Genomic DNA, 20412 nt, shown 5'->3' with positions numbered 1-20412 from the left:
CCAGAACTCGTCCCCCGGGAGACCACCAGTGAGCGCGACCGTCGACGGAACCACGGGCACCACCGACCCCCCGCCCCGGTCCGCCTCGGTGCTGCGCAGCGGTGCCGTGATGGCGGCCGGCTCCGTCGTCTCGCGCGCCACCGGCTTCGTCCGCTCGGCGGTCGTCGTCGCCGCGCTCGGCACCGGGCTGACCGCCGACGGTTACACGGTCGCCAACACCGTCCCCAACATCCTCTACATCCTCCTCATCGGCGGCGCGCTCAACGCGGTCTTCGTCCCCGAACTGGTCCGGGCGGCCAAGGAACACGCCGACGGGGGAGCCGCCTACACCGACCGGCTGCTCACCCTGTGCACCGTCGGCCTCCTCGCCCTCACCACGCTCGCCGTCCTGGCCGCGCCCCTGATCGTCGGCCTCTACACCGACTACGACGGACGCCAGGCCGAGCTGACCGTCGCACTGGCCCGTTACTGCCTGCCGCAGATCCTCTTCTACGGGCTCTTCACTCTGCTCGGCCAAGTTCTGAACGCCCGCGGCCGGTTCGGCGCGATGATGTGGACCCCGGTTCTCAACAACATCGTGATCATCGGGGTGTTCGGCCTCTACATCGCCGTCGCCGCGAACTCCGACGGCATCCTCACCGACACGCACGCCCACCTGCTGGGCTGGGGCACCACCGCCGGGATAGCCGTGCAGACGCTCGCCCTGATCCCCGCGCTGCGCGCCGCGAAGTTCCGCTGGCGGCCCCGCTTCGACTGGCGCGGCAGCGGACTGACCCGGCCCGTGCGCGCGGCCGGCTGGCTGGTGCTGCTGGTCCTCACCAACCAACTCGCCTACTGGGTCGTCACCCGGCTCTCCACCGCCACCGGGCAGCACGCCGTCGAGCAGGGCGTCGCGGGCGGCGCGGGCTACACCGCGTACAGCTACGCCTACCAGCTCTGGGTCGTCCCGCAAGGCATCATCACGGTCTCGCTGGTCACCGCCCTGATGCCCCGGATGAGCCGGGCCGCGGCCGACGGTGACCTCGCCGGGGTGCGGCGCGACGTCGCGTACGCGCTGCGCACCAGCGCCGCCGTCGTGGTGCCCGCCGCCACCGCCCTGCTGGTGCTCGCACCGTGGGTGATCGGCTCCGTCTTCGGGTACGGACGCACCACCCCCGCCGACATCACGGTGATGGCCGGAATCATGATGGCCTTCGCCCCCGGGCTGATCGCCTTCTCCGGGCAGTACGTCCTCTCGCGCGGCTTCTACGCGATGAGCGACACCCGCACCCCGTTCCTCCTCAACCTGGTGATCGCCGCCGTCCAGGCGGGCCTCTCGGCCGCCGCCTACCTGCTGCTGCCGGCGCGCTGGGCGGTCACCGGGATGGCCGGGGCGAGCACGGTGGCCTTCTGCGCCGGGTTCGCCGTCACCGGGTACGTCCTGTCCCGCCGGCTCTCGGGGCCCGGAGCCGGTTCCCTGCTGCGCTCGCCCACCCTCGGCGCACACGCCCGCCTGATCGCCGCCTGCCTGCCCGCCGGAGCCCTGGCGTACGGCGCGGCGCGCGCCACGGAGGGCGCCGGGGACCTGACGGCCGCCGGCGCCGGGACCCTTGCGCTGCTGCTCGGCGTGGTGCTGGCGGCCCGGCCGTTGGGCCTGGCGGAGATCACCGGGATGGTGGCGGCAGGATGGGCCCGGCTGCGCCGCTGAGGGCCGGGGTGGGTCCGGCGGACCCGGTCGAGATCCGCCGGACCCACCTGAGGCCGGTCAGCTGCCCGCGCGGTGCGATGCGGGCGCGCTGGGCACCGGTGTCTGGGCCTCGCGCGTGACGTCACCGACCAGCTCGACCACATCGGGGCCGTACGCCTGGGAGTTGACGACCTTCAGCAGCAGGCAGAACGACTTGTTGCCGTGCTTGCGGCGCAGCTTCTCGTAGTTGCGGGCGGCATAGCGGGTGGCCGCCTGATTGGTGATGGCCCGCTGCCCGCAGAACAGAAAGACCGGGCGGGACTCCTGACCGCCCGTCAGCCGTGCGAGCAGCACGTACTCAGCGGTCCCCGGCTCCATCCGGTAGCGCTCCGAGCCGACCTGGAACGCCACCCGGTCCGGGCCCGGATCCTGTTCGACATTGATCCGCACCCCGGGCAGCAGGGTCCGCAGATGCGCCGCCATCCGCTGGTTGGACGTCGGGCCGCCGACGCAGAACTCCGTACGCTCCCCGAACCCCTGCTGGGCCGTGTCGTGCGTGACGATCTGCGCGTTCGCCCCGCACCCCTTGATGAGCGCGGAGAGTTCGAGCAGGGCGAAGGCGTCGTGCCGGTGCACCGATCCCTCGGCGCCCGCGTACCGGTTGACGACCAGCAGGCATGCGGAGTTCGACGGCAGCCCGAAGAAGGCCTGTTTGCGGCGGAGCCCCCGCCGCCAGAGATACGTTCGGGCGAGCCAGCCCAGCGAGGCACTGATCCCGGCGGCTATCACGCCCAGCACGATGTTGCGCACGTCGTCCGTCATGGGCGCGCATGGTATCGGTCATTCGGGTATCCGTTCGAGGCGGTCCTGACGATCCGGGCTCCCCGGGGCTACCCTGCGGCGGAGATCCGTTGACTGGAGGTACGTATGCGCCGTTCCGTCGGTCGGAACACGTCGCTGTTGGCCGTGCTCGCCGTGGTCGCCTCGGTGGGAGCCGCCGCCCCGGCGACCTCGACGACGACCGCCACGCCGCGCCCCGCGCCGCCCAAGTCCCCGGTGGCGGTGGGCCATGGGGGAGCGGTGGCCAGTGTCGACCCGGACGCGTCGGCCGCCGGGATCGAGGTGCTGCGCAAGGGCGGCAACGCGGTCGACGCGGCCGTGGCGACCGCCGCCGCGCTCGGTGTGACCGAGCCCTATTCGGCGGGCATCGGCGGCGGTGGCTACTTCGTCCACTACGACGCGAAGAAGCGTCAGGTGCGGACGATCGACGGCCGTGAGACCGCGCCGCGCAGCGCGGACGCCTCCCTGTTCCTGGAGAACGGCAAGCCGATCCCGTTCGACGAGGGCGTGACCAGCGGCCTCGGCGTCGGCACGCCCGGCACCCCGGCCACCTGGGAGCGGGCGCTGGACGCCTGGGGCTCCAAGTCCCTGCGCACGCTGCTGAAACCGGCCGAACGCCTGGCCCGCGACGGCTTCGTCGTGGACGGCACCTTCCGCTCGCAGACCGCCTCCAACCAGGCCCGGTTCGCCGACTTCCCCGCCTCCGCCGAGCTCTTCCTGCCCGGCGGAGAACTCCCCGTCGTCGGCTCGGTGTTCAAGAACCCCGACCTGGCGCGTACGTACGAGAAGCTCGGCCGGGAGGGCGTCGACGAGCTGTACCGGGGCGAGTTGGCCGACGACATCGTGCGTACCGTCCGCAGGCCGCCCGTCGACCCGGACGCCACCCGGGTCGTCCGCCCCGGCGATCTGACCCGCAAGGACCTGGCCTCCTACCGGACCCTGCGCAAGGACCCGACCAAGGTGAACTACCGGGGCCTGGACGTCTACGGCATGGCCCCCTCCTCCTCCGGCGGCACCAGCGTCGGCGAGGCCCTGAACATCCTGGAGTCCACCGACCTCTCCCGGGCCGACCGGACCCAGTACCTCCACCGGCTCATCGAGGCGAGCCGGATCGCGTTCGCCGACCGGGGCCGCTGGGTCGGCGACCCCGCGTTCGAGGACGTGCCGACCAAGGAGCTGCTGAGCCAGCGGTTCGCGGACGCGCGGGAGTGCCTGATCCGGGACGACCGGGCGCTGACCAGTCCGCTGGCGCCGGGCGACCCGCGCAACCCCGAGCGGTGCGGCCGCGGCGGCACGGCCGCGCCGACGACGTTCGAGGGCGAGAACACCACGCACCTGACGGCGGCCGACAAGTGGGGCAACGTCGTCGCCTACACCCTGACCATCGAGTCCACCGGCGGCAGCGCCATCACCGTGCCCGGGCGCGGCTTCCTGCTCAACAACGAGCTGACCGACTTCTCCTTCGCCCCCGCCAACCCGGCGGTCCACGACCCGAACCTGCCGGGACCGGGCAAGCGGCCGCGCTCGTCGATCTCCCCGACCATCGTGCTGAAGCACGGCAAGCCGGTGCTGGCGCTCGGCTCGCCGGGCGGGGCCACGATCATCACGACCGTGCTCCAGTCGCTCACCGGGCACCTGGACCGGGGGCTCCCGCTGGTCGACGCGATCGCCGCGCCGCGCGCCAGCCAGCGCAACGCGCCGACCACCGAGATCGAGCCGGAGCTGTGGAACAGCCCGGTCCGCGCGGAGCTGGAGAAGCTCGGCCACGCCTTCAAGCAGAACCCGGAGATCGGAGCCGCCACCGGGGTGCAGCGGCTGCCCGACGGCCGCTGGCTGGCGGCGGCGGAAAAGGTGCGCAGGGGCGGCGGCTCGGCCATGGTGGTGCATCCGGGCGGCCGGCACTGAGGCGGGAGGGGTGCGCCCCCGGACGCGTCGCCAGGAGGACCCGCACGGGTCCCCTCGTCCACGGGAAGGGTCCTTCCGCACCATGCGCACCCGCATGCTCCCTCTGACATCCGCCGCCTGCGCCGCCGCTCTGCTCGGAGCGGCGGCGCTGCCCGCGTCCGCCGACGGCCCCGGCTCCGGCCCCGCGTCTCGCTCCGGGACCGGAAACGGGAACGGGACCGGTGGCGCCTCCGGCCAGGAGCCGGAGGCCGCCGGGGTGACCGCCGCCGAACTGCTCGCCGAGGTCCGTGCCTGTTCCCGTGTCTCCCGGGGCAGGTACCGCACCGACAGCGGCAGCGCGAAGGCCACGGTTCCGGTCTGCGGCACCGAGGACGCCGTCTTCTGGAAGGCGGACATGGACATCGACTGCGACGGCCGCAGGACCAAGGCCTGCAACCGGAAGACCGATCCGTACTTCCTGCCGGAAACGGCGTTCCAGAGCTCCCGCGGCGAACCCCTCGACTCGGCCGCGCTGCCCCATGTGGTCGTACCGGGCCCGAGCAAGGTGTGGGACTACCGGAAGTCGGGGCTCACCGGCGGCAGCGTCGTGGCGGTCGTGTACCGCGACCGCGTGCGGTACGGCGTGATCGGCGACACCGGCCCCACGAACATCATCGGGGAGGCGTCGTACGCGATGGCGAAGACGCTGGGGATCGACCCCGACCCGGCGACCGGAGGCGCCGAGTCCGGCGTCACGTACATCGCCTTCAAGGACTCCCGTGTCTCTCCGATCGAGAGCCGCGCCAAGGCGCGGAGCCGGGGGCAGCAGCTGGCGAGGGAGTTCGTCGGGCGTTCCTAGCGGGACCCCCGAAGGTGGTCACAGCGCGGTCAGGATACGCGGGCCGTCGTTCGTGATCGCCACCGTGTGCTCGGCGTGCGAGGCCCGGCTGCCGTCCGTCGTCCGCAGGGTCCAGCCGTCCTCGTCGTGGCGGAACTCGTCGTGGCCACCGGCGAGCAGCATGGGCTCGATCGCCAGGACCATCCCGTGCCGCAGCGCCATGCCGCGACCCCGTCGTCCTTCGTTCGGCACGGACGGGTCCTCGTGCATGGACCGGCCGATCCCGTGGCCGCCGTAGCCCTCCAGGATGCCGTAGCCCGCGTCACGGCAGACCGTGCCGATCGCATGGGCGATGTCCCCGATCCGGTTGCCCACCACGGCCGCGCCGATCCCGGCCGCCAGGGCCTCGTTCGCGGTGGCGATGAGCCGCGCGTCCTCGGGGCGGGCCGCGCCCACGGTGAAGCTGACCGCCGAGTCACCGGCCCAGCCGTCGAGGAGCGCGCCCGCGTCCACGCTGACCAGGTCCCCGTCCCGCAGCGGCTCGGCCGAGGGGATGCCGTGCACGACCGCGTCGTTGACCGAGACGCAGATGACTGCGGGGAACGGCGTGGGCGCGAAGTGCGGCCTGTAGTTCAGGAAGGGGGAGGAGGCACCGGCCTTGCTCAGCACCTCGCGGGCCGCCTCGTCCAGTTGGCGGGGGGTCACGCCGACCGCCGCCACCTCCCGCGCGCGGGTCAGGATCTGCGCGACGACCCGGCCGGCCTCGCGCATCGCTTCGATCTGCGTGTCTGTCTTGATGTGCACCATGCCCATTACTATACCGGTCGAAGCGGTATAGTAATGACGGTATAGAAATGGCATTCCGTAGTAGGATGGGCTCATGGTCCGCACCCCTCTGACACCCGAAGAGCGCCTGCGCGGCGAACGTCTCGGCGCACTGCTCCGCGCGGCGCGCGGGGAGCGCAGCATGGCCGCCGTCGCCGCGAGCGCCGGAATCTCCGCGGAGACCCTCCGGAAGATCGAGACCGGCCGCGCGCCGACTCCCGCCTTCTTCACCGTGGCCGCCCTCGCCGGTGCGCTGGGCCTCTCCATGGACGAGATCCTCGGCCGCTGCGCACCGGAACCGGCCGCGGTGCCGCTGATCGCGTAACGGGCGGGGCCCAGGGTCTTGTCGCGGGGGCGCCCCCGGGCCGCGTAGGGTCGCGCCGTGACTCTCCAGGACTTCGCACGCAGCGAGTACGTCAGCCTCACCACGTACCGGAAGAACGGCACACCCGTCGCCACGCCCGTCTGGGCCGCCGCCGAGGGTGATGTGCTGTACGTCTGGACCCGCTCCGACTCGTGGAAGGTCAAGCGGCTGCGCAACAACGGCACGGTCGTCGTCACCGTCTGCGACGTACGCGGCAGGATCGCCGACGGGGCCCCCAGCGCCGAAGGTACCGCGAAGCTCCTCGACGAGGACGGCACCCGCGCGGTGCGCAAACTGCTGGCCCGCAAGTACACCTGGAAGTTCTGGTTCGTCGACTGGCCCGCGACGATCGCCCGGCTCGGCAAGCGCCCGCACACCGGGATCGCCGTCACCTTCTGAGGCCCCTCCCGATTCCGGGCCCCCTCGTGCTCCCGCCGCAGCGCGCCCGAAAGCTGCGCGTAGCCGCCCTGTAACACGCCTGCGGTCGAATGCCTCCGGACTGGAAGGGTCCAGTCGACGGCCGGTGAGGGCGACGATGACGGTGCATCAACAGGCGTACGAAATAGGGGCGTTCGCGCAGTACCTGCGGGATCTGGTGGCGCGCCTGGACCCCGGGCGGGGATGGTACGGAGTCTTCGCCCGGCGTGATCCGGCGGGCATGCGCTCCTGCCTCGACGGGGTGGAGGTCCCGCCCTGGGATGTGGTCGAGTCGCTGCTCGCGGACCTCGCGGCGCTGCAGGGCGCCCGGTTCGCCGAGCAGGTCTCGGTCCGCGCCGCCGCGCTCTACTCCGCGTCCGCCGCCGCCCACGACCGGCGGCCCGGAGGGCGTCAGGAGCTCGTCCACCGGCTGGAGTTGATGGTCCGCGAGCAGCTCCGGGCGGCGGAGCGCCTGCGCGGCGCGGGGCTCGGCGGCCCGTACCCGGCCGAACCGGAGGCGCTGGCCTGGGCCCGCGACGACCACGAACGGGCCACCGCCCGGTGTGCCGAGCTGCGCAAGCGGCTGGCCGCGGTGGCGGCCCCCGAGGACTGGTTCCGGGCGGAGGACGGCGAGGGGCCGCACGCCGGGGCCACTGTGGACTCCGGTGCCGCCGGGTTCTCCAGTGCCGCCGGGTCCGGGTCCGGCTCAGCCGCCGGCGTCGGCGCCCCAGTTCCGGACCCTACCGCCCCCGCGCCCCGGCGCAGGAAGCCGAGAGGTGCCCGGTTCGCCGGTCTGGAGGTCGACGAGGAGGGAGCCGGCCCGGCCCCCTCGCCGGTGCCCGGTCCGTTCGTGCCGCCCCGTGCGGGCGCGACCGCCCCGCGCGGCGCACGCTTCGGCGGCGGGGGCGGGGAGGACGACCACGGCGGCCGGGGCCGAGCCGGACGTGACCGTTCGCCGGGCGCCCCGCCGGATCCGGACGCCCTGCTGGATCCGGACGCCGGGCAGGCCGTCGCCGGTGCCGTGGCCCAACTGGTCCGGCTGCGTGCCGAGGGCCGCGGCGGCGAGGCGCACGTCGTGCTCTGCGAGGTCGCGGCCTGGCCCGCGCCCCGGCTCCCGCTGATCGCCCTCGCGCTGCACCGCGCCGGGCTCGCCGCCGACTGGACGACCCTGCTCTGGGAGGTTTCCTCGCTCCCGCCCGCCGGGTTCGCCGCCGCCGCGGGTGCGCTGGCCGCCGCGGGCCGGGAGGCGGACTGCGGGCTGCTCCTGCGCCAGGGGGTGGCCCGGCCCGCCGCCGAAGTGGCCGAGTCGGTGCTCGCCCTGGACGCGGCCGGCCGGGAGCGGGAGGCCCGGGACCTGCTCGGCGCCTTCGTCCGCGTACGCACTCCGCGGGAGGCCGCCGAGCTGGCCGGAACCGGCGGGACCCCGGTCCTGCCGCTCCTCCTCGCGGCCGCCCGCGAGGTGTCGGTGGAGCGGGAGTGGGACCTGGTCCACGCGCTGCGGGTGGCGGGTGTGCCGGGGGTCTGAGACCGCACGGACACCGCCCGGGACCGGCACCGTGTCCGATGTGGACCGGTCGGGTGCGAAACATGATCGACTCCGCCGGTTCACGGCGATGGTCTTGCCCCGCCGGACGGAGGGGCTTACGTTCTCCATCCATGCACCGATCTACGTGCGTAGAGAACGCGTGCAGGCTCTCTGACGCCGCGTCGAAGGAGCAGCTCATGTCCCACGTCGTACGCGCCGCACTCGTCCAGGCGACCTGGACCGGCGACACCGAATCGATGATTGCCAAGCACGAGGAACACGCGCGCGAGGCCGCCCGGCAGGGGGCGAAGATCATCGGCTTCCAGGAGGTGTTCAACGCCCCCTACTTCTGCCAGGTCCAGGAGCCCGAGCACTACCGCTGGGCGGAGCCCGTCCCCGACGGGCCGACCGTCAAGCGCATGCAGGACCTGGCTCGCGAGACCGGCATGGTGATCGTCGTCCCGGTCTTCGAGATCGAGCAGTCCGGCTTCTACTACAACACCGCTGCCGTGATCGACGCCGACGGCTCCTACCTCGGCAAGTACCGCAAGCACCACATCCCGCAGGTCAAGGGATTCTGGGAGAAGTACTACTTCAAGCCCGGCAACGCCGGCTGGCCGGTCTTCGACACCGCCGTCGGCAAGGTCGGCGTCTACATCTGCTACGACCGGCACTTCCCCGAGGGCTGGCGGCAACTCGGCCTCGGTGGAGCCCAGCTCGTGTACAACCCGTCGGCCACCTCGCGCGGACTCTCCAGCCACCTCTGGCAGTTGGAGCAGCCGGCCTCCGCCGTCGCCAACGAGTACTTCGTCGCCGCGATCAACCGCGTCGGCCGCGAGGAGTACGGCGACAACGACTTCTACGGCACCAGCTACTTCGTCGACCCGCGCGGCCAGTTCGTCGGGGAGGTCGCCAGCGACAAGGAAGAGGAACTCCTCGTCCGCGACCTGGACTTCGACCTGATCGAAGAGGTCCGCCAGCAGTGGGCCTTCTACCGGGACCGACGGCCCGACGCCTACGACGGGCTGGTGGAGCCGTGAGCGGACTGTACGAGCGCCACCTCGCCGTCAGCCCCGAGTGGCTGGCCCTCTACTACCGCCACCCCCTGGAACTCACCCACGGCGAGGGCCGCCACGTCTGGGACGCCGACGGCAACCGCTACCTCGACTTCTTCGGCGGCATCCTCACCACCATGACCGCCCACGCCCTGCCCGAGGTGACGAAGGCCGTCGCCGAGCAGGCCGGGCGGATCATCCACTCCTCCACCCTCTACCTCAACCGCCCCATGGTGGAGATGGCCGAACGGATCGCCACCCTCTCCGGCATCCCGGACGCCCGGGTCTTCTTCACCACCTCGGGCACCGAGGCCAATGACACGGCCCTGCTGCTCGCCACCGCGTACCGCAGGTCCAACCAGATCCTCGCGCTGCGCAACAGCTACCACGGCCGGTCGTTCTCCACGGTCTCGATCACCGGCAACCAGGCCTGGTCGCCCACGAGTCTGTCCCCCCTCCAGACCCTGTACGTCCACGGCGGCGTCCGTACCCGGGGCCCGTACGCCGAGTTGAGCGACGACCGGTTCATCCAGGCGTGCGTCGCCGACCTGGAGGACCTGCTCGGGCACACCCGCAACCCCGCCGCCCTGATCGCCGAACCCATCCAGGGCGTCGGCGGGTTCACCTCCCCGCCCGACGGGCTGTTCGCCGCGTTCCGGCAGGTCCTGGACCGGCATGGGGTGCTGTGGATCTCGGACGAGGTGCAGACCGGCTGGGGCCGCACCGGCGAGCACTTCTGGGGCTGGCAGGCGCACGCCGAGCACGGGCCGCCGGACATCCTCACCTTCGCCAAGGGCATCGGCAACGGCATGTCGGTCGGGGGAGTGGTGGCCCGCGCCGAGGTGATGAACTGCCTCGACGCCAACTCCATCTCCACGTTCGGCGGTTCACCGATCACCATGGCCGCCTCGCTCGCCAACCTCTCGTACCTCCTGGAACACGACCTCCAGGGCAACGCGCGACGCGTCGGCGGACTGCTGATCGAACGGCTGCGCTCCATCGCCGCCGCTTCCCCCGCCGTACGCGAAGTGCGCGGCCGGGGCCTGATGATCGGCATCGAGCTGGTGAAGCCCGGCACCGACGAGGCCGACCCGGAAGCCGCCGCGGCCGTCCTCGAAGCGGCCCGCGCCGGCGGGCTCCTCATCGGCAAGGGCGGCGGCCACAGCACCAGCGTCCTGAGGATCGCCCCGCCGCTGACCCTGACCGTCGCCGAGGCCGAGGAAGGCGCGGCGATCCTCGCCGACGCCCTGCAAGCGGCCGGCTGACCCCCGCCGCCCCCCCCGTCGGCCCGTACGCCCACGAACCGCGCGGGGCCGCCCCCGAGCGTCGCGCCCATCGGGCCGGCGCGGGGGCGCCCCGAGTTGAGGAGACACCCATGAGCCGCACCGTCATCCACGGTGGCCTGGTCATCACCGCGTCCGACGAGATCCACGCCGACGTGCTCGTCGAGGGCGGCCGGATCGTCGCGCTCGCCGCCCACGGGACCGACGCCGCCGAGAGCTGGAGCGCCGACCGACGGATCGACGCGACCGGCAAGTACGTCATCCCGGGCGGCGTCGACGGGCACACCCACATGGAGATGCCGTTCGGCGGGACGTACGCCGCCGACACCTTCGAGACCGGCACCCGGGCCGCCGCCTGGGGCGGCACGACCACCATCGTCGACTTCGCGATCCAGAGCGTGGGCCGCTCCCTGCGCGAAGGGCTCGACGCCTGGTACGCCAAGGCCGACGGCAACTGCGCCATCGACTACGCCTTCCACATGATCCTCGCGGACGTCAACCCGTCCTCGCTCAAGGAGATGGACCTCCTCGTCGCCGAGGGCGTGACCTCCTTCAAGCTGTTCATGGCGTACCCCGGCGTCTTCTACAGCGATGACGGACAGATCCTGCGCGCCATGCAACGGGCCTCCGGCAACGGCGGGTTGATCATGATGCACGCCGAGAACGGGATCGCCATCGACGTCCTGGTCGAGCAGGCGCTCGCCGCGGGCCACACCGACCCCCGCTACCACGGGGACGTCCGCAAGGTCGCCCTGGAGGCCGAGGCCACCCACCGCGCCGTCCAGCTCGCCCGGGTCGCCGGATCCCCCCTCTACGTCGTCCACGTCTCCGCCGACGAGGCCGTGGAGGAGATCTCCACCGCCCGGCACAAGGGTCTCCCCGTCTTCGGCGAGACCTGCCCGCAGTACCTGTTCCTCTCCACCGACAACCTCGCCGAGCCCGACTTCGAGGGCGCCAAGTACGTCTGCTCCACCCCGCTGCGCCCCAAGGAACACCAGGAAGCCCTGTGGCGGGGCCTGCGCAACAACGAACTCCAGGTCGTCTCCACCGACCACTGCCCCTTCTGCTTCTCCGGGCAGAAGGAGATGGGCCGCGGCGACTTCTCCAAGATCCCCAACGGCATGCCCGGCGTCGAGCACCGTATGGACCTGCTGCACCAGGCCGTCGTGGACGGCCACATCACCCGCCGCCGCTGGATCGAGATCGCCTGCGCCTCCCCGGCCCGGATGTTCGGCCTGTACCCGAAGAAGGGCACCATCGCCCCGGGCGCCGACGCCGACATCGTCATCTACGACCCGGCCGCCGAGCAGACCCTGTCCGCCGAGACCCACCACATGAACGTCGACTACTCGGCGTACGAGGGCAAACGGATCACCGGCCAGGTCGAGACCGTGCTGTCGCGCGGCGAAGTCGTCATCGAAGGACGGAAGTTCACCGGCCGTGCCGGACACGGCATGTACACCCCCCGCGCCACCTGTCAGTACCTGGACTAGGAGATCCCGCCATGGACTTCGGACTCGTCCTCCAGACCGATCCGCCCGCCTCCGCCGTCGTCGGCCTGATGCGCCGCGCCGAGCGCAACGGCTTCCGCTACGGCTGGACCTTCGACTCGGCGGTGCTCTGGCAGGAGCCGTTCGTCATCTACAGCCGCATCCTGGAGCACACCGACCGGATGATCGTGGGCCCCATGGTCACCAACCCCGGCACCCGCACCTGGGAAGTCACCGCCTCCACCTTCGCCACCCTGAACGACATGTACGGCAACCGCACCGTCTGCGGCATCGGGCGCGGCGACTCCGCGATGCGCGTCGCGGGCCGCCGCCCCAACACGCTGGCCCGCCTCGGCGAGGCCACCGACGTCATCCGGGACCTCGCCGAGGGCCGGGAGGCGACGGTCGACGGGCAGCCGGTGCGGATCCCCTGGGTGAAGGACGGACGGCTGCCGGTGTGGATGGCGGCGTACGGGCCCAAGGCCCTGGCGCTGGCCGGCCAGAAGGCCGACGGCTTCATCCTCCAGCTCGCCGACCCCTTCCTCACCGAGTGGATGATCAAGGCGGTGCGGGACGCGGCGGCCGACGCCGGACGCGACCCGGAGTCCGTCACCATCTGCGTCGCCGCCCCGGCCTACGTCGGCGACGACCTCGACCACGCCCGGGAGCAGTGCCGCTGGTTCGGCGGGATGGTCGGCAACCACGTCGCCGACCTGGTCGCCCGCTACGGCGAGCACTCCGGCCTGGTCCCCGAGGCGCTCACCGCGTACATCGCCGGGCGCTCCGGCTACGACTACAGCCACCACGGCCGCACCGGCAACCCGGACACCGCCTTCGTCCCGGACGAGATCGTCGACCGGTTCTGCCTGCTCGGTCCCGCCGAGGCGCACATCGAGAAGCTCCAGGCGCTGCGGGACATGGGAGTCGACCAGTTCGCTCTGTACAACATGCACGACGCCCGGGAAGCGACCATCGACGCCTACGGGGCCGAGATCATCCCCGCCCTGACCGACTGACCCCCTGACCGACTGACGGTCTCACCGCCCGACCGCCTGACGGTCTCACCGCCCGACCATCCGGCTGCCGGATCTCCCCACCCCTCCCCGCAGTTCGCACGCGCACCGCCCGCATCGCCCCGCACGGCACCGCTCCCGAGCGAAGGGCCCGTCCGCCATGACCGCTACCGTCCCACCCTCCCCACCGGAACCACCGACCCCACCGTCCTCCTCGCACGACCCGCACGACGCGATACCCGGCCCGGCCGCCTCCGGCCGGGTCGAACTCGCCCCCGGGCACGTCCCCGACGACCCCCGCTTCGCCAACGACGACCTGCTGCCCGTCCCCGTGGAGCGGCGCACCTGGACCACGTACAACTTCGCGGCCCTGTGGATCGGCATGGCCCACAACATCCCGTCCTGGTTGCTCGCCTCCGGTCTGGTGGCGCTCGGCATGGACTGGAAGCAGGCCGTGTTCACCATCGCGCTCGCCAACGTGATCGTGCTGGCCCCGATGCTGCTCACCGGCCACGCCGGGCCCAAGTACGGCATCCCCTTCCCGGTCCTGGCCCGCGCCTCCTTCGGGCTGCGCGGCGCCAACCTGCCCGCGCTGATCCGGGCCGCCGTGGCCTGCGCGTGGTTCGGCATCCAGACCTGGATCGGCGGCGTCGGGATCTTCACGCTGCTCGGCAAGATCTTCGGCGGCTGGGCCGGCGCGGCGGAGATCGGCGGTCAGCCCTGGACGCTCTGGCTCTGCTTCGCACTCTTCTGGGCCCTCGAACTGGCCATCATCTACCGGGGGATGGACACCCTGCGCCGCTTCGAGAACTGGGCGGCCCCGTTCGTCCTGGTCGGCGCGGTGGTCCTGCTGGTCTGGGTCGCGGTCAAGGCGGGCGGCTTCGGCCCGCTGCTCGACCAGCCGTCCGCGCTCGGCTGGGGCGCCGACTTCTGGCCGGTCTTCTTCCCCTCGCTGATGGGCATGATCGCCTTCTGGTCGACGCTCTCCCTCAACATCCCCGACTTCACCCGCTTCGGCGCCGGCCAACGCGCCCAGATCCGGGGGCAGTCGCTCGGGCTGCCGACCACGATGACCTTCTTCGCCCTGCTCTCGGTGTTCGTCACCTCCGGCTCGCAAGCGGTGTACGGGGTGGCCATCTGGGACCCGGTCCAGCTCGTCGCCCGGACGGACAACGTCTTCGGGCTGGTCTTCGGTCTGGTCACCGTGCTGATCGCGACGATCTCGGTGAACATCGCGGCGAACGTGGTCTCACCGGCGTACGACCTGGCGAACCTCGCCCCGAAGCTCATCAGCTTCCGGACCGGGGCGCTGATCACGGGCGTGATCGGGGTCGTCATCATGCCGTGGAAGCTCACCGAGACGCCCGAGCTGTACATCTTCACCTGGCTGGGCCTGGTCGGCGGACTGCTCGGTACGGTGGCGGGCATCCTGATCGCCGACTACTGGATCGTCCGGCGCACCGTCCTCGACCTGGCCGACCTCTACCGGCCGGGCGGCCGGTACTGGTACCGGAGCGGCTGGAACTGGCGGGCGGTGGCGGCCTTCGCGGTCGGCGGCGTCCTCGCGGTGGGCGGTTCGCACTCGGCCCCCGGGAAGGGCCCCTTCCCCGCCGACGGTCTGATCCCGTTCCTGAAGCCGCTGGCCGACTACGGCTGGGCGGTCGGGCTCGCCTCGTCGTTGCTGCTGTACGTGGCGCTGACCCGCCGGGAGCGTGCGGCGGCCTGAGCGCTCGGCAGGCCTCGCGGATGCGAAGCTCGGCTACACGGGTTTGACGCTGCGGCCCAGCAGAGCGGTGACGTCCACCGTCTCGTCCGCCGAGGGAGTGGCCGTGGGCACCGGCCGGTCGAAGCCGGAGAAGTTCACGGTCCCTTCCTCGTCGGCGTTCTGCACGGTGATCCGCACCGGGTACGGCGTGCCCTCGGCGGCCACGTAGGCCGTCAGGCGCTCATCGCCCTCGGCGCGGGTCACCGGAACGGTCGGCGCGCCGTTCACGTCGGTCCTCGCGCCCTTCGTCAGGGTGTCGAGGTCGGCGGTGCCGACGTTGTCCGTGATCAGCTCGCGGAACGTGTCGAGGTCGCAGACCTCGGTCACCTCCAGCAGCCGGGGGTCGTCGGCCGAGGCCTTCATGTACCGGCCGTCGAGGATCGCGTCGAAGGTGGAGCCGCCGATCGGCACATGGTTCTTCCAGAAGGTGGCGTCCGGCTTCAGCCAGACGTCGTCGCCGCGCTTCACGATCTCCACCGAGCCGTCGTCGCCCATGTCGACCCCGCCCGCGCAGTTTCCCTCGCGGTCCAGCGTCAGGTCGACGCTCACGTCCTCCCCGGTCCCGTCGGTGCTGCCGCGCGCGCTCAGATGCAGGGAGTCGACGCCGACCAGGGCGTCGCGGGCGCGTTCGGCGATCTCCTCGGCGGGGAGCGCGTCGATGTCGTCGTCAGCCTGCGCGAGGGTGCCACCCGTGACGGTGAGAGCGACGGCCGCCGCACCCGCGGCCGCCCGGGCGGCCCATCGGTGTCCGCTCACGTCGCCTCCTCGAAAAGGCCCCGGTCAGGGCGTACGAACCAGGATGACCGGCACATACGAGCGTACGCCGGGAGAGGGGGCGCCGCCCGGCGCGCGAACACAGAGTGAAGCGCGGCGGTGTTTTCGACCACGGAGCGTGGGCAAAGCTGCGGTGATCCCGCCCGGGGTCACATACGCACACACCACGAGGGAGAACAACCATGAACCTGTTCACGGGGACGAGGAGCACGAGCGGCCCGGCCGCGGGGAAGCGCCCCCGGTCCGTCCTGCGGGCGCTCGCCGCCACGGCGACGGCGGCCGCGCTGGCGCTCCCGGTCACCTCCGCGACCGCGTCGGCGGCCCCGGCCGCGATTCCGCCCGGCCTGTCCTGCGACACCGGCAAGCACGCCATCGACGACTACACGGGCTTCGCGCTCTGTCGCAACAACGGCAGCCAGACGCAGGTCTTCTGGGTGCATCTCGTCTGCGGCTGGTCCCCGGACGTCGACGGCGACCGCGTCACCCTCAGGCCCGGCGACTCCGGGCAGTCCACCGCCCACTGCGGGAGTCTCGGCACCGGCATCGGCGAGATCCACGTACGCCCCTGACGCAGGGCGCGTAGTCGGTGACAGCCGGAACAGCCGGAAGGGCCCGACCGGTTGAGCGTGCCGCCTCCTCTCGTTACCCTCCAGTAAGTAGGCGTGGGCGCAGCCGGGACGACCGGCCGGCCCCGCGACACGAGGGAGGCGGCACGCCCATGTCCTCAGCGGAGCCCACCGAGCAGACCGGCCCGGCCGTACGGGATCCCGGTCGCGCTCCCCGCCCGGCCGCCCCCGTCCCGCCGCCGCTCCCCGGCCTCGCGGAGAGCGCCCGCCGGCTGGCCGACGCCACCACCACCTCCACCGCTCTCGTGGCCGACGCCCTGGCCCGTATCGAGGCCACGCAGCCCTCCCTCAACGCCTTCCGCCACCTGCGCGCCGACGCGGCACTCGCCGAGGCCGCGGAGGCCGACCGCAGGCTCGCCGCGGGGGAGCGGCTGCCGCTCCTCGGCGTGCCGGTCGCGGTCAAGGACGACACCGACGTGGCGGGCCTGCCCACGCACTTCGGCTGCGACGGCGAACGGCCCCCGGCCGCATCCGACAGCGAGGCGGTCCGCCGGCTCCGCGCCGCCGGAGCCGTCGTCGTCGGCAAGACCAACTCCTGCGAACTGGGCCAGTGGCCCTTCACCGAGGGCCCCGGCTTCGGCGCCACCCGCAACCCGTGGAACACCGCGCACACCCCGGGCGGCTCCTCCGGCGGATCGGCCGCCGCCGTCGCCGCCGGGCTCGTGCCCGCCGCCCTCGGCTCGGACGGCGCCGGATCCGTGCGCATCCCCGCCGCGTGGACGCATCTCGTCGGCATCAAACCGCAGCGCGGGCGCATCTCGGTCCACCCGCACAGCGACGCCTTCCAGGGCCTCACCGTGAACGGCCCCCTCGCCCGTACGGTCGCCGACGCGGCGCTCCTGCTGGACGCCGTCGCCGGAGCGCACCCCGAGGACTTCCACCGCCCGCCCGCCGTGCGCGCCGCCGACGCAGCCCGCCGCGACCCGGGCCGCCTGCGCATCGCCCTCGCCTGGCGTCCCCCGCTCACCCTCACCGGCGCCGGACCGGACCCGGAGGTGCGCCGGGCCGTCGAGGCGCTCGCCGAGACCCTCGCCCGGCTCGGCCACCACGTCGAGGAGGCCCGCCCCCGGTACGGGCTGATCGGCCTCGCCTTCGTGCCCCGCGCCACGGCGGGCATCGCCGAGGTCGCCGCCCGGCACCCCGAACCGGCCCTCCTGGACCCGCGCACCCGCAGCGCCCTGCGGACCGGGACGCGGCTCGGCGGGCGGGTGGTGCGGGCCGCCCGCGCCCGGGAAGTCCGCCAGCACCGCAGGATCGGCGCCCTCTTCGACGCCTCCGGGTTCGATGTGCTGCTGACCCCGACCACGGCCGCCCCGCCGCCGCGGATCGGCCGGTTCGACGAGCTGAGCGCCTGGCGCACCGACCTCGCGATGACGGCCGCCTGTCCGTACGCCTGGCCCTGGAACGTCCTCGGCTGGCCCGGGGTGAACGTCCCGGCCGGCTTCACCCGCTCCGGCCTCCCGGTCGGCGCCCAGCTGCTCGGCCCCTCCCGCAGCGAGGAGCGGCTGATCGCGCTCGCCGCCCAGCTGGAGGACGACCGGCGCTGGTACGAGCACCGGCCGCCGACCCCGTAACCCGGAGTCATCGGAACATCACAGGACCCCGTACCGCCTGTGAAGCCGTGCGGGGGCCTTGTGGAGCCCCGCGCGCCGACGAGATATCTTGATGTCAAGCAATGTTGCAGACGTGGAGCGGAGCACCCGGTGACTGACTCGACCATCATCTATACGCACACCGACGAGGCCCCTGCCCTGGCGACCTACTCGTTCCTGCCCGTGATCGAGGCCTACGCCTCGACCGCCGGTGTCACGGTGGAGCGCCGCGACATCTCCCTCGCGGGCCGGATCATCGCCAGTTTCCCGGAGCGGCTGAAGGCCGAGCAGCGTATCGATGACGCACTCGCCGAGCTGGGCGAGCTGGCCAGGACGCCCGGCGCGAACATCATCAAGCTGCCGAACATCTCGGCGTCGATCCCGCAGCTCAAGGCCGCCATCGCCGAGCTCCAGGAGCAGGGCTACGCGCTCCCGGACTACCCGGACGACCCGCGGACCGACGAGGACAAGGACGTCCGCGCCCGCTACGACAAGGTCAAGGGCAGTGCCGTGAACCCGGTGCTGCGCGAGGGCAACTCCGACCGCCGCGCCCCCGCGTCCGTCAAGAACTACGCCAAGGCCCACCCGCACCGCATGGGCGCCTGGACGGCCGACTCGAAGACGAACGTCGCCACCATGGGCGTCGACGACTTCCGCTCCACCGAGAAGTCCGCGGTCATCCCCGAGGACGGCTCGCTCCGCATCGAGCTGCACGGCGACGACGGCACCACCACCGTGCTCCGCGAGTCCGTACCCGTCCTGAAGGGCGAGGTCGTCGACGCGGCCGTCATGCGCGTCGCCGCGCTGCGCGAGTTCTTCACCGCGCAGGTCGCCCGCGCCAAGGCCGAGGGCGTGCTGTTCTCCGTACACCTCAAGGCCACCATGATGAAGGTCTCGGACCCGATCATCTTCGGCCACGCCGTCCGCGCCTTCTTCCCGAACACCTTCGCCAAGTACGGCGAGCAGCTCGCCGCCGCCGGCCTCACCCCCAACGACGGCCTGGGCGGCATCCTCAAGGGCCTCGGCTCGCTGCCGGACGTCGGCGCCGAGATCCAGGCGTCCTTCGAGGCCGAGCTGGCCGAGGGCCCGGCCCTCGCGATGGTCGACTCCGACAAGGGCATCACCAACCTGCACGTCCCCAGCGACGTCATCGTCGACGCCTCCATGCCCGCCATGATCCGCACCTCGGGTCACATGTGGGGCCCGGACGGCGACGAGGCCGACACCATCGCGGTCCTCCCGGACAGCAGCTACGCCGGTGTGTACCAGGTCGTCATCGACGACTGCCGCGCCAACGGCGCCTTCGACCCGGCCACCATGGGCTCCGTGCCCAACGTCGGTCTGATGGCGCAGAAGGCCGAGGAGTACGGCAGCCACGACAAGACCTTCGAGATCCCCGCCACCGGCACCGTGCGCGTCGTCGACGCGAGCGGCGCGGTCGTGCTGGAGCAGGCCGTGGGCGCCGGCGACATCTTCCGGATGTGCCAGACCAAGGACCTGCCGATCCAGGACTGGGTCAAGCTCGCCGTCACCCGCGCCCGCGCCACCGGCAACCCGGCCGTGTTCTGGCTGGACGAGACCCGCGCGCACGACGCCAACCTGATCGCCAAGGTCACCGCGTACCTCGCCGACCACGACACGGACGGCCTGGACATCTCCGTCAAGTCCCCGGTCGAGGCCACCGCCTTCTCCCTGGAGCGCATCCGCCGCGGCGAGGACACCATCTCCGTCACCGGCAACGTGCTCCGTGACTACCTCACCGACCTCTTCCCGATCCTGGAGCTCGGCACCAGCGCCAAGATGCTTTCCGTCGTCCCGCTGATGAACGGCGGCGGCCTCTTCGAGACCGGCGCGGGCGGCTCGGCCCCCAAGCACGTCCAGCAGCTCGTCAAGGAGAACTACCTCCGCTGGGACAGCCTGGGCGAGTTCCTGGCCCTCGCGGTCAGCTTCGAGCACCTGGCCACCACCACGGACAACGCGCGGGCCCAGGTCCTCGCCGACACCCTGGACCGGGCGACGGGCACCTTCCTCAACGAGGACAAGTCCCCGAGCCGGCGCCTCGGCGGCATCGACAACCGCGGCAGCCACTTCTACCTGGCCCTCTACTGGGCCCAGGAGCTGGCGCGGCAGACCGACGACGCCAAGCTCGGCGAGGCGTTCGCGGCCCTGGCCAAGACGCTGGCCGAGCAGGAGGAGACCATCGTCGCCGAGCTGATCGCGGTGCAGGGCTCCCCGGCCGAGATCGGCGGCTACTTCCAGCCCGACCCGGCCAAGGCCGCTGCGGTCATGCGTCCGTCCGCCACGTTCAACAAGGCGATCGCGTCCCTCGCCTGATCTTTCTTTGACCGCTTGACCGCTTGACCGCTTGACCGCTTGACCGCTTGACCGCTCCGCCCCGGCCGGCCCCGCGCCCGCCGGGGCGGAGCGCGTTCCGGGCAGATCGGGGGACCGGACC

The 20412-nt window shown here is 72.4% G+C and carries 17 protein-coding genes; 14 read left to right on the top strand and 3 right to left on the bottom strand.

What is annotated here, in order from left to right; genetic code table 11:
- Positions 1–28 precede the first annotated feature (28 nt).
- Positions 29–1687, top strand: coding sequence for a murein biosynthesis integral membrane protein MurJ (gene murJ, locus ACFWRV_RS22125; RefSeq protein WP_384337098.1), 1659 nt, complete (start codon positions 29–31; stop codon positions 1685–1687).
- A 57-nt stretch (positions 1688–1744) separates the two neighbouring features.
- Here murJ and ACFWRV_RS22120 read toward each other — a convergent pair whose 3' ends face one another.
- Positions 1745–2488: a hypothetical protein gene (locus ACFWRV_RS22120; protein ID WP_384337096.1), complete on the bottom strand. Its 744-nt coding sequence runs from the start codon at positions 2486–2488 to the stop codon at positions 1745–1747.
- 105 nt (positions 2489–2593) lie between these two features.
- Here ACFWRV_RS22120 and ggt point away from each other — a divergent pair, with 105 nt between their 5' ends.
- Together ggt and ACFWRV_RS22110 are read left to right on the top strand one after the other, a co-directional pair.
- On the top strand, positions 2594–4411 hold the full coding sequence (gene ggt, locus ACFWRV_RS22115; RefSeq protein ID WP_384337094.1) for a gamma-glutamyltransferase: 1818 nt from the start codon (positions 2594–2596) through the stop codon (positions 4409–4411).
- A gap of 82 nt (positions 4412–4493) precedes the next feature.
- Positions 4494–5249, top strand: a complete 756-nt coding sequence (locus ACFWRV_RS22110; protein ID WP_384337092.1) for a glycoside hydrolase family 75 protein — start codon at positions 4494–4496, stop codon at positions 5247–5249.
- Between the two features lie 18 nt (positions 5250–5267).
- On the opposite strand, the gene map is transcribed toward ACFWRV_RS22110, so the two are convergent.
- Complete coding sequence (map, locus tag ACFWRV_RS22105) at positions 5268–6035, bottom strand: type I methionyl aminopeptidase (RefSeq protein ID WP_384337090.1); 768 nt, start codon at positions 6033–6035, stop codon at positions 5268–5270.
- Between the two features lie 73 nt (positions 6036–6108).
- On the opposite strand from map, the gene ACFWRV_RS22100 reads away from it, so the two are divergent.
- The 8 genes from ACFWRV_RS22100 (at position 6109) to ACFWRV_RS22065 (ending at position 14926) form a co-directional block, all read left to right on the top strand.
- Positions 6109–6378 (top strand): helix-turn-helix domain-containing protein, encoded by a 270-nt coding sequence (locus tag ACFWRV_RS22100; protein ID WP_018961443.1) that lies wholly within the window; start codon positions 6109–6111, stop codon positions 6376–6378.
- Between the two features lie 57 nt (positions 6379–6435).
- Complete coding sequence (locus ACFWRV_RS22095) at positions 6436–6816, top strand: PPOX class F420-dependent oxidoreductase (RefSeq protein WP_384337087.1); 381 nt, start codon at positions 6436–6438, stop codon at positions 6814–6816.
- Positions 6817–6952: 136 nt separating this feature from the next.
- A complete protein-coding gene (locus tag ACFWRV_RS22090; RefSeq protein WP_384337085.1) occupies positions 6953–8359 on the top strand; it encodes a hypothetical protein in 1407 nt (468 codons plus the stop codon).
- 197 nt (positions 8360–8556) lie between these two features.
- Complete coding sequence (locus tag ACFWRV_RS22085; protein WP_384337083.1) at positions 8557–9399, top strand: nitrilase-related carbon-nitrogen hydrolase; 843 nt, start codon at positions 8557–8559, stop codon at positions 9397–9399.
- On the top strand, positions 9396–10679 hold the full coding sequence (locus ACFWRV_RS22080; protein WP_384337081.1) for an aspartate aminotransferase family protein: 1284 nt from the start codon (positions 9396–9398) through the stop codon (positions 10677–10679). The genes ACFWRV_RS22085 and ACFWRV_RS22080 overlap by 4 nt, the downstream gene beginning before the upstream one ends.
- Before the next feature lie 110 nt (positions 10680–10789).
- Positions 10790–12190, top strand: coding sequence for a dihydropyrimidinase (gene hydA / locus ACFWRV_RS22075; RefSeq protein ID WP_384337079.1), 1401 nt, complete (start codon positions 10790–10792; stop codon positions 12188–12190).
- An 11-nt stretch (positions 12191–12201) separates the two neighbouring features.
- Entirely contained in the window at positions 12202–13203 is a 1002-nt protein-coding gene (locus ACFWRV_RS22070) for a TIGR03842 family LLM class F420-dependent oxidoreductase (protein WP_384337077.1), read from the top strand.
- A gap of 157 nt (positions 13204–13360) precedes the next feature.
- Positions 13361–14926: an NCS1 family nucleobase:cation symporter-1 gene (locus ACFWRV_RS22065; protein ID WP_384337075.1), complete on the top strand. Its 1566-nt coding sequence runs from the start codon at positions 13361–13363 to the stop codon at positions 14924–14926.
- Between the two features lie 33 nt (positions 14927–14959).
- Here ACFWRV_RS22065 and ACFWRV_RS22060 read toward each other — a convergent pair whose 3' ends face one another.
- Complete coding sequence (locus tag ACFWRV_RS22060) at positions 14960–15721, bottom strand: hypothetical protein (protein WP_384337073.1); 762 nt, start codon at positions 15719–15721, stop codon at positions 14960–14962.
- 200 nt (positions 15722–15921) lie between these two features.
- Here ACFWRV_RS22060 and ACFWRV_RS22055 point away from each other — a divergent pair, with 200 nt between their 5' ends.
- The 3 genes from ACFWRV_RS22055 to ACFWRV_RS22045 all read left to right on the top strand — a co-directional run bounded on the left by ACFWRV_RS22055 (position 15922) and on the right by ACFWRV_RS22045 (position 20291).
- A complete protein-coding gene (locus ACFWRV_RS22055) occupies positions 15922–16308 on the top strand; it encodes a hypothetical protein (protein ID WP_384337071.1) in 387 nt (128 codons plus the stop codon).
- Between the two features lie 149 nt (positions 16309–16457).
- Positions 16458–17939 (top strand): amidase, encoded by a 1482-nt coding sequence (locus ACFWRV_RS22050; RefSeq protein WP_384337069.1) that lies wholly within the window; start codon positions 16458–16460, stop codon positions 17937–17939.
- Between the two features lie 129 nt (positions 17940–18068).
- Positions 18069–20291, top strand: a complete 2223-nt coding sequence (locus ACFWRV_RS22045; RefSeq protein ID WP_384337067.1) for an NADP-dependent isocitrate dehydrogenase — start codon at positions 18069–18071, stop codon at positions 20289–20291.
- Positions 20292–20412 lie beyond the last annotated feature (121 nt).

This window comes from Streptomyces sp. NPDC058576 (assembly GCF_042718715.1).
GTDB lineage: Bacteria > Actinomycetota > Actinomycetes > Streptomycetales > Streptomycetaceae > Streptomyces.
This window is presented reverse-complemented; position numbering and strand designations above follow the sequence as displayed.

What these genes read in the sequence shown, in the direction of transcription:
- ACFWRV_RS22065 (WP_384337075.1), top strand. Translation starts at nt 13,361, where the DNA reads ATGACCGCTACCGTCCCACCCTCCCCACCGGAACCACCGACCCCACCG.
- ACFWRV_RS22070 (WP_384337077.1), top strand. Translation starts at nt 12,202, where the DNA reads ATGGACTTCGGACTCGTCCTCCAGACCGATCCGCCCGCCTCCGCCGTC.
- hydA (WP_384337079.1), top strand. Translation starts at nt 10,790, where the DNA reads ATGAGCCGCACCGTCATCCACGGTGGCCTGGTCATCACCGCGTCCGAC.
- ACFWRV_RS22055 (WP_384337071.1), top strand. Translation starts at nt 15,922, where the DNA reads ATGAACCTGTTCACGGGGACGAGGAGCACGAGCGGCCCGGCCGCGGGG.
- ACFWRV_RS22110 (WP_384337092.1), top strand. Translation starts at nt 4,494, where the DNA reads ATGCGCACCCGCATGCTCCCTCTGACATCCGCCGCCTGCGCCGCCGCT.
- ACFWRV_RS22050 (WP_384337069.1), top strand. Translation starts at nt 16,458, where the DNA reads ATGTCCTCAGCGGAGCCCACCGAGCAGACCGGCCCGGCCGTACGGGAT.
- ACFWRV_RS22120 (WP_384337096.1), bottom strand. Translation starts at nt 2,488, where the DNA reads ATGACGGACGACGTGCGCAACATCGTGCTGGGCGTGATAGCCGCCGGG.
- map (WP_384337090.1), bottom strand. Translation starts at nt 6,035, where the DNA reads ATGGTGCACATCAAGACAGACACGCAGATCGAAGCGATGCGCGAGGCC.
- ggt (WP_384337094.1), top strand. Translation starts at nt 2,594, where the DNA reads ATGCGCCGTTCCGTCGGTCGGAACACGTCGCTGTTGGCCGTGCTCGCC.
- ACFWRV_RS22100 (WP_018961443.1), top strand. Translation starts at nt 6,109, where the DNA reads ATGGTCCGCACCCCTCTGACACCCGAAGAGCGCCTGCGCGGCGAACGT.
- ACFWRV_RS22085 (WP_384337083.1), top strand. Translation starts at nt 8,557, where the DNA reads ATGTCCCACGTCGTACGCGCCGCACTCGTCCAGGCGACCTGGACCGGC.
- ACFWRV_RS22090 (WP_384337085.1), top strand. Translation starts at nt 6,953, where the DNA reads ATGACGGTGCATCAACAGGCGTACGAAATAGGGGCGTTCGCGCAGTAC.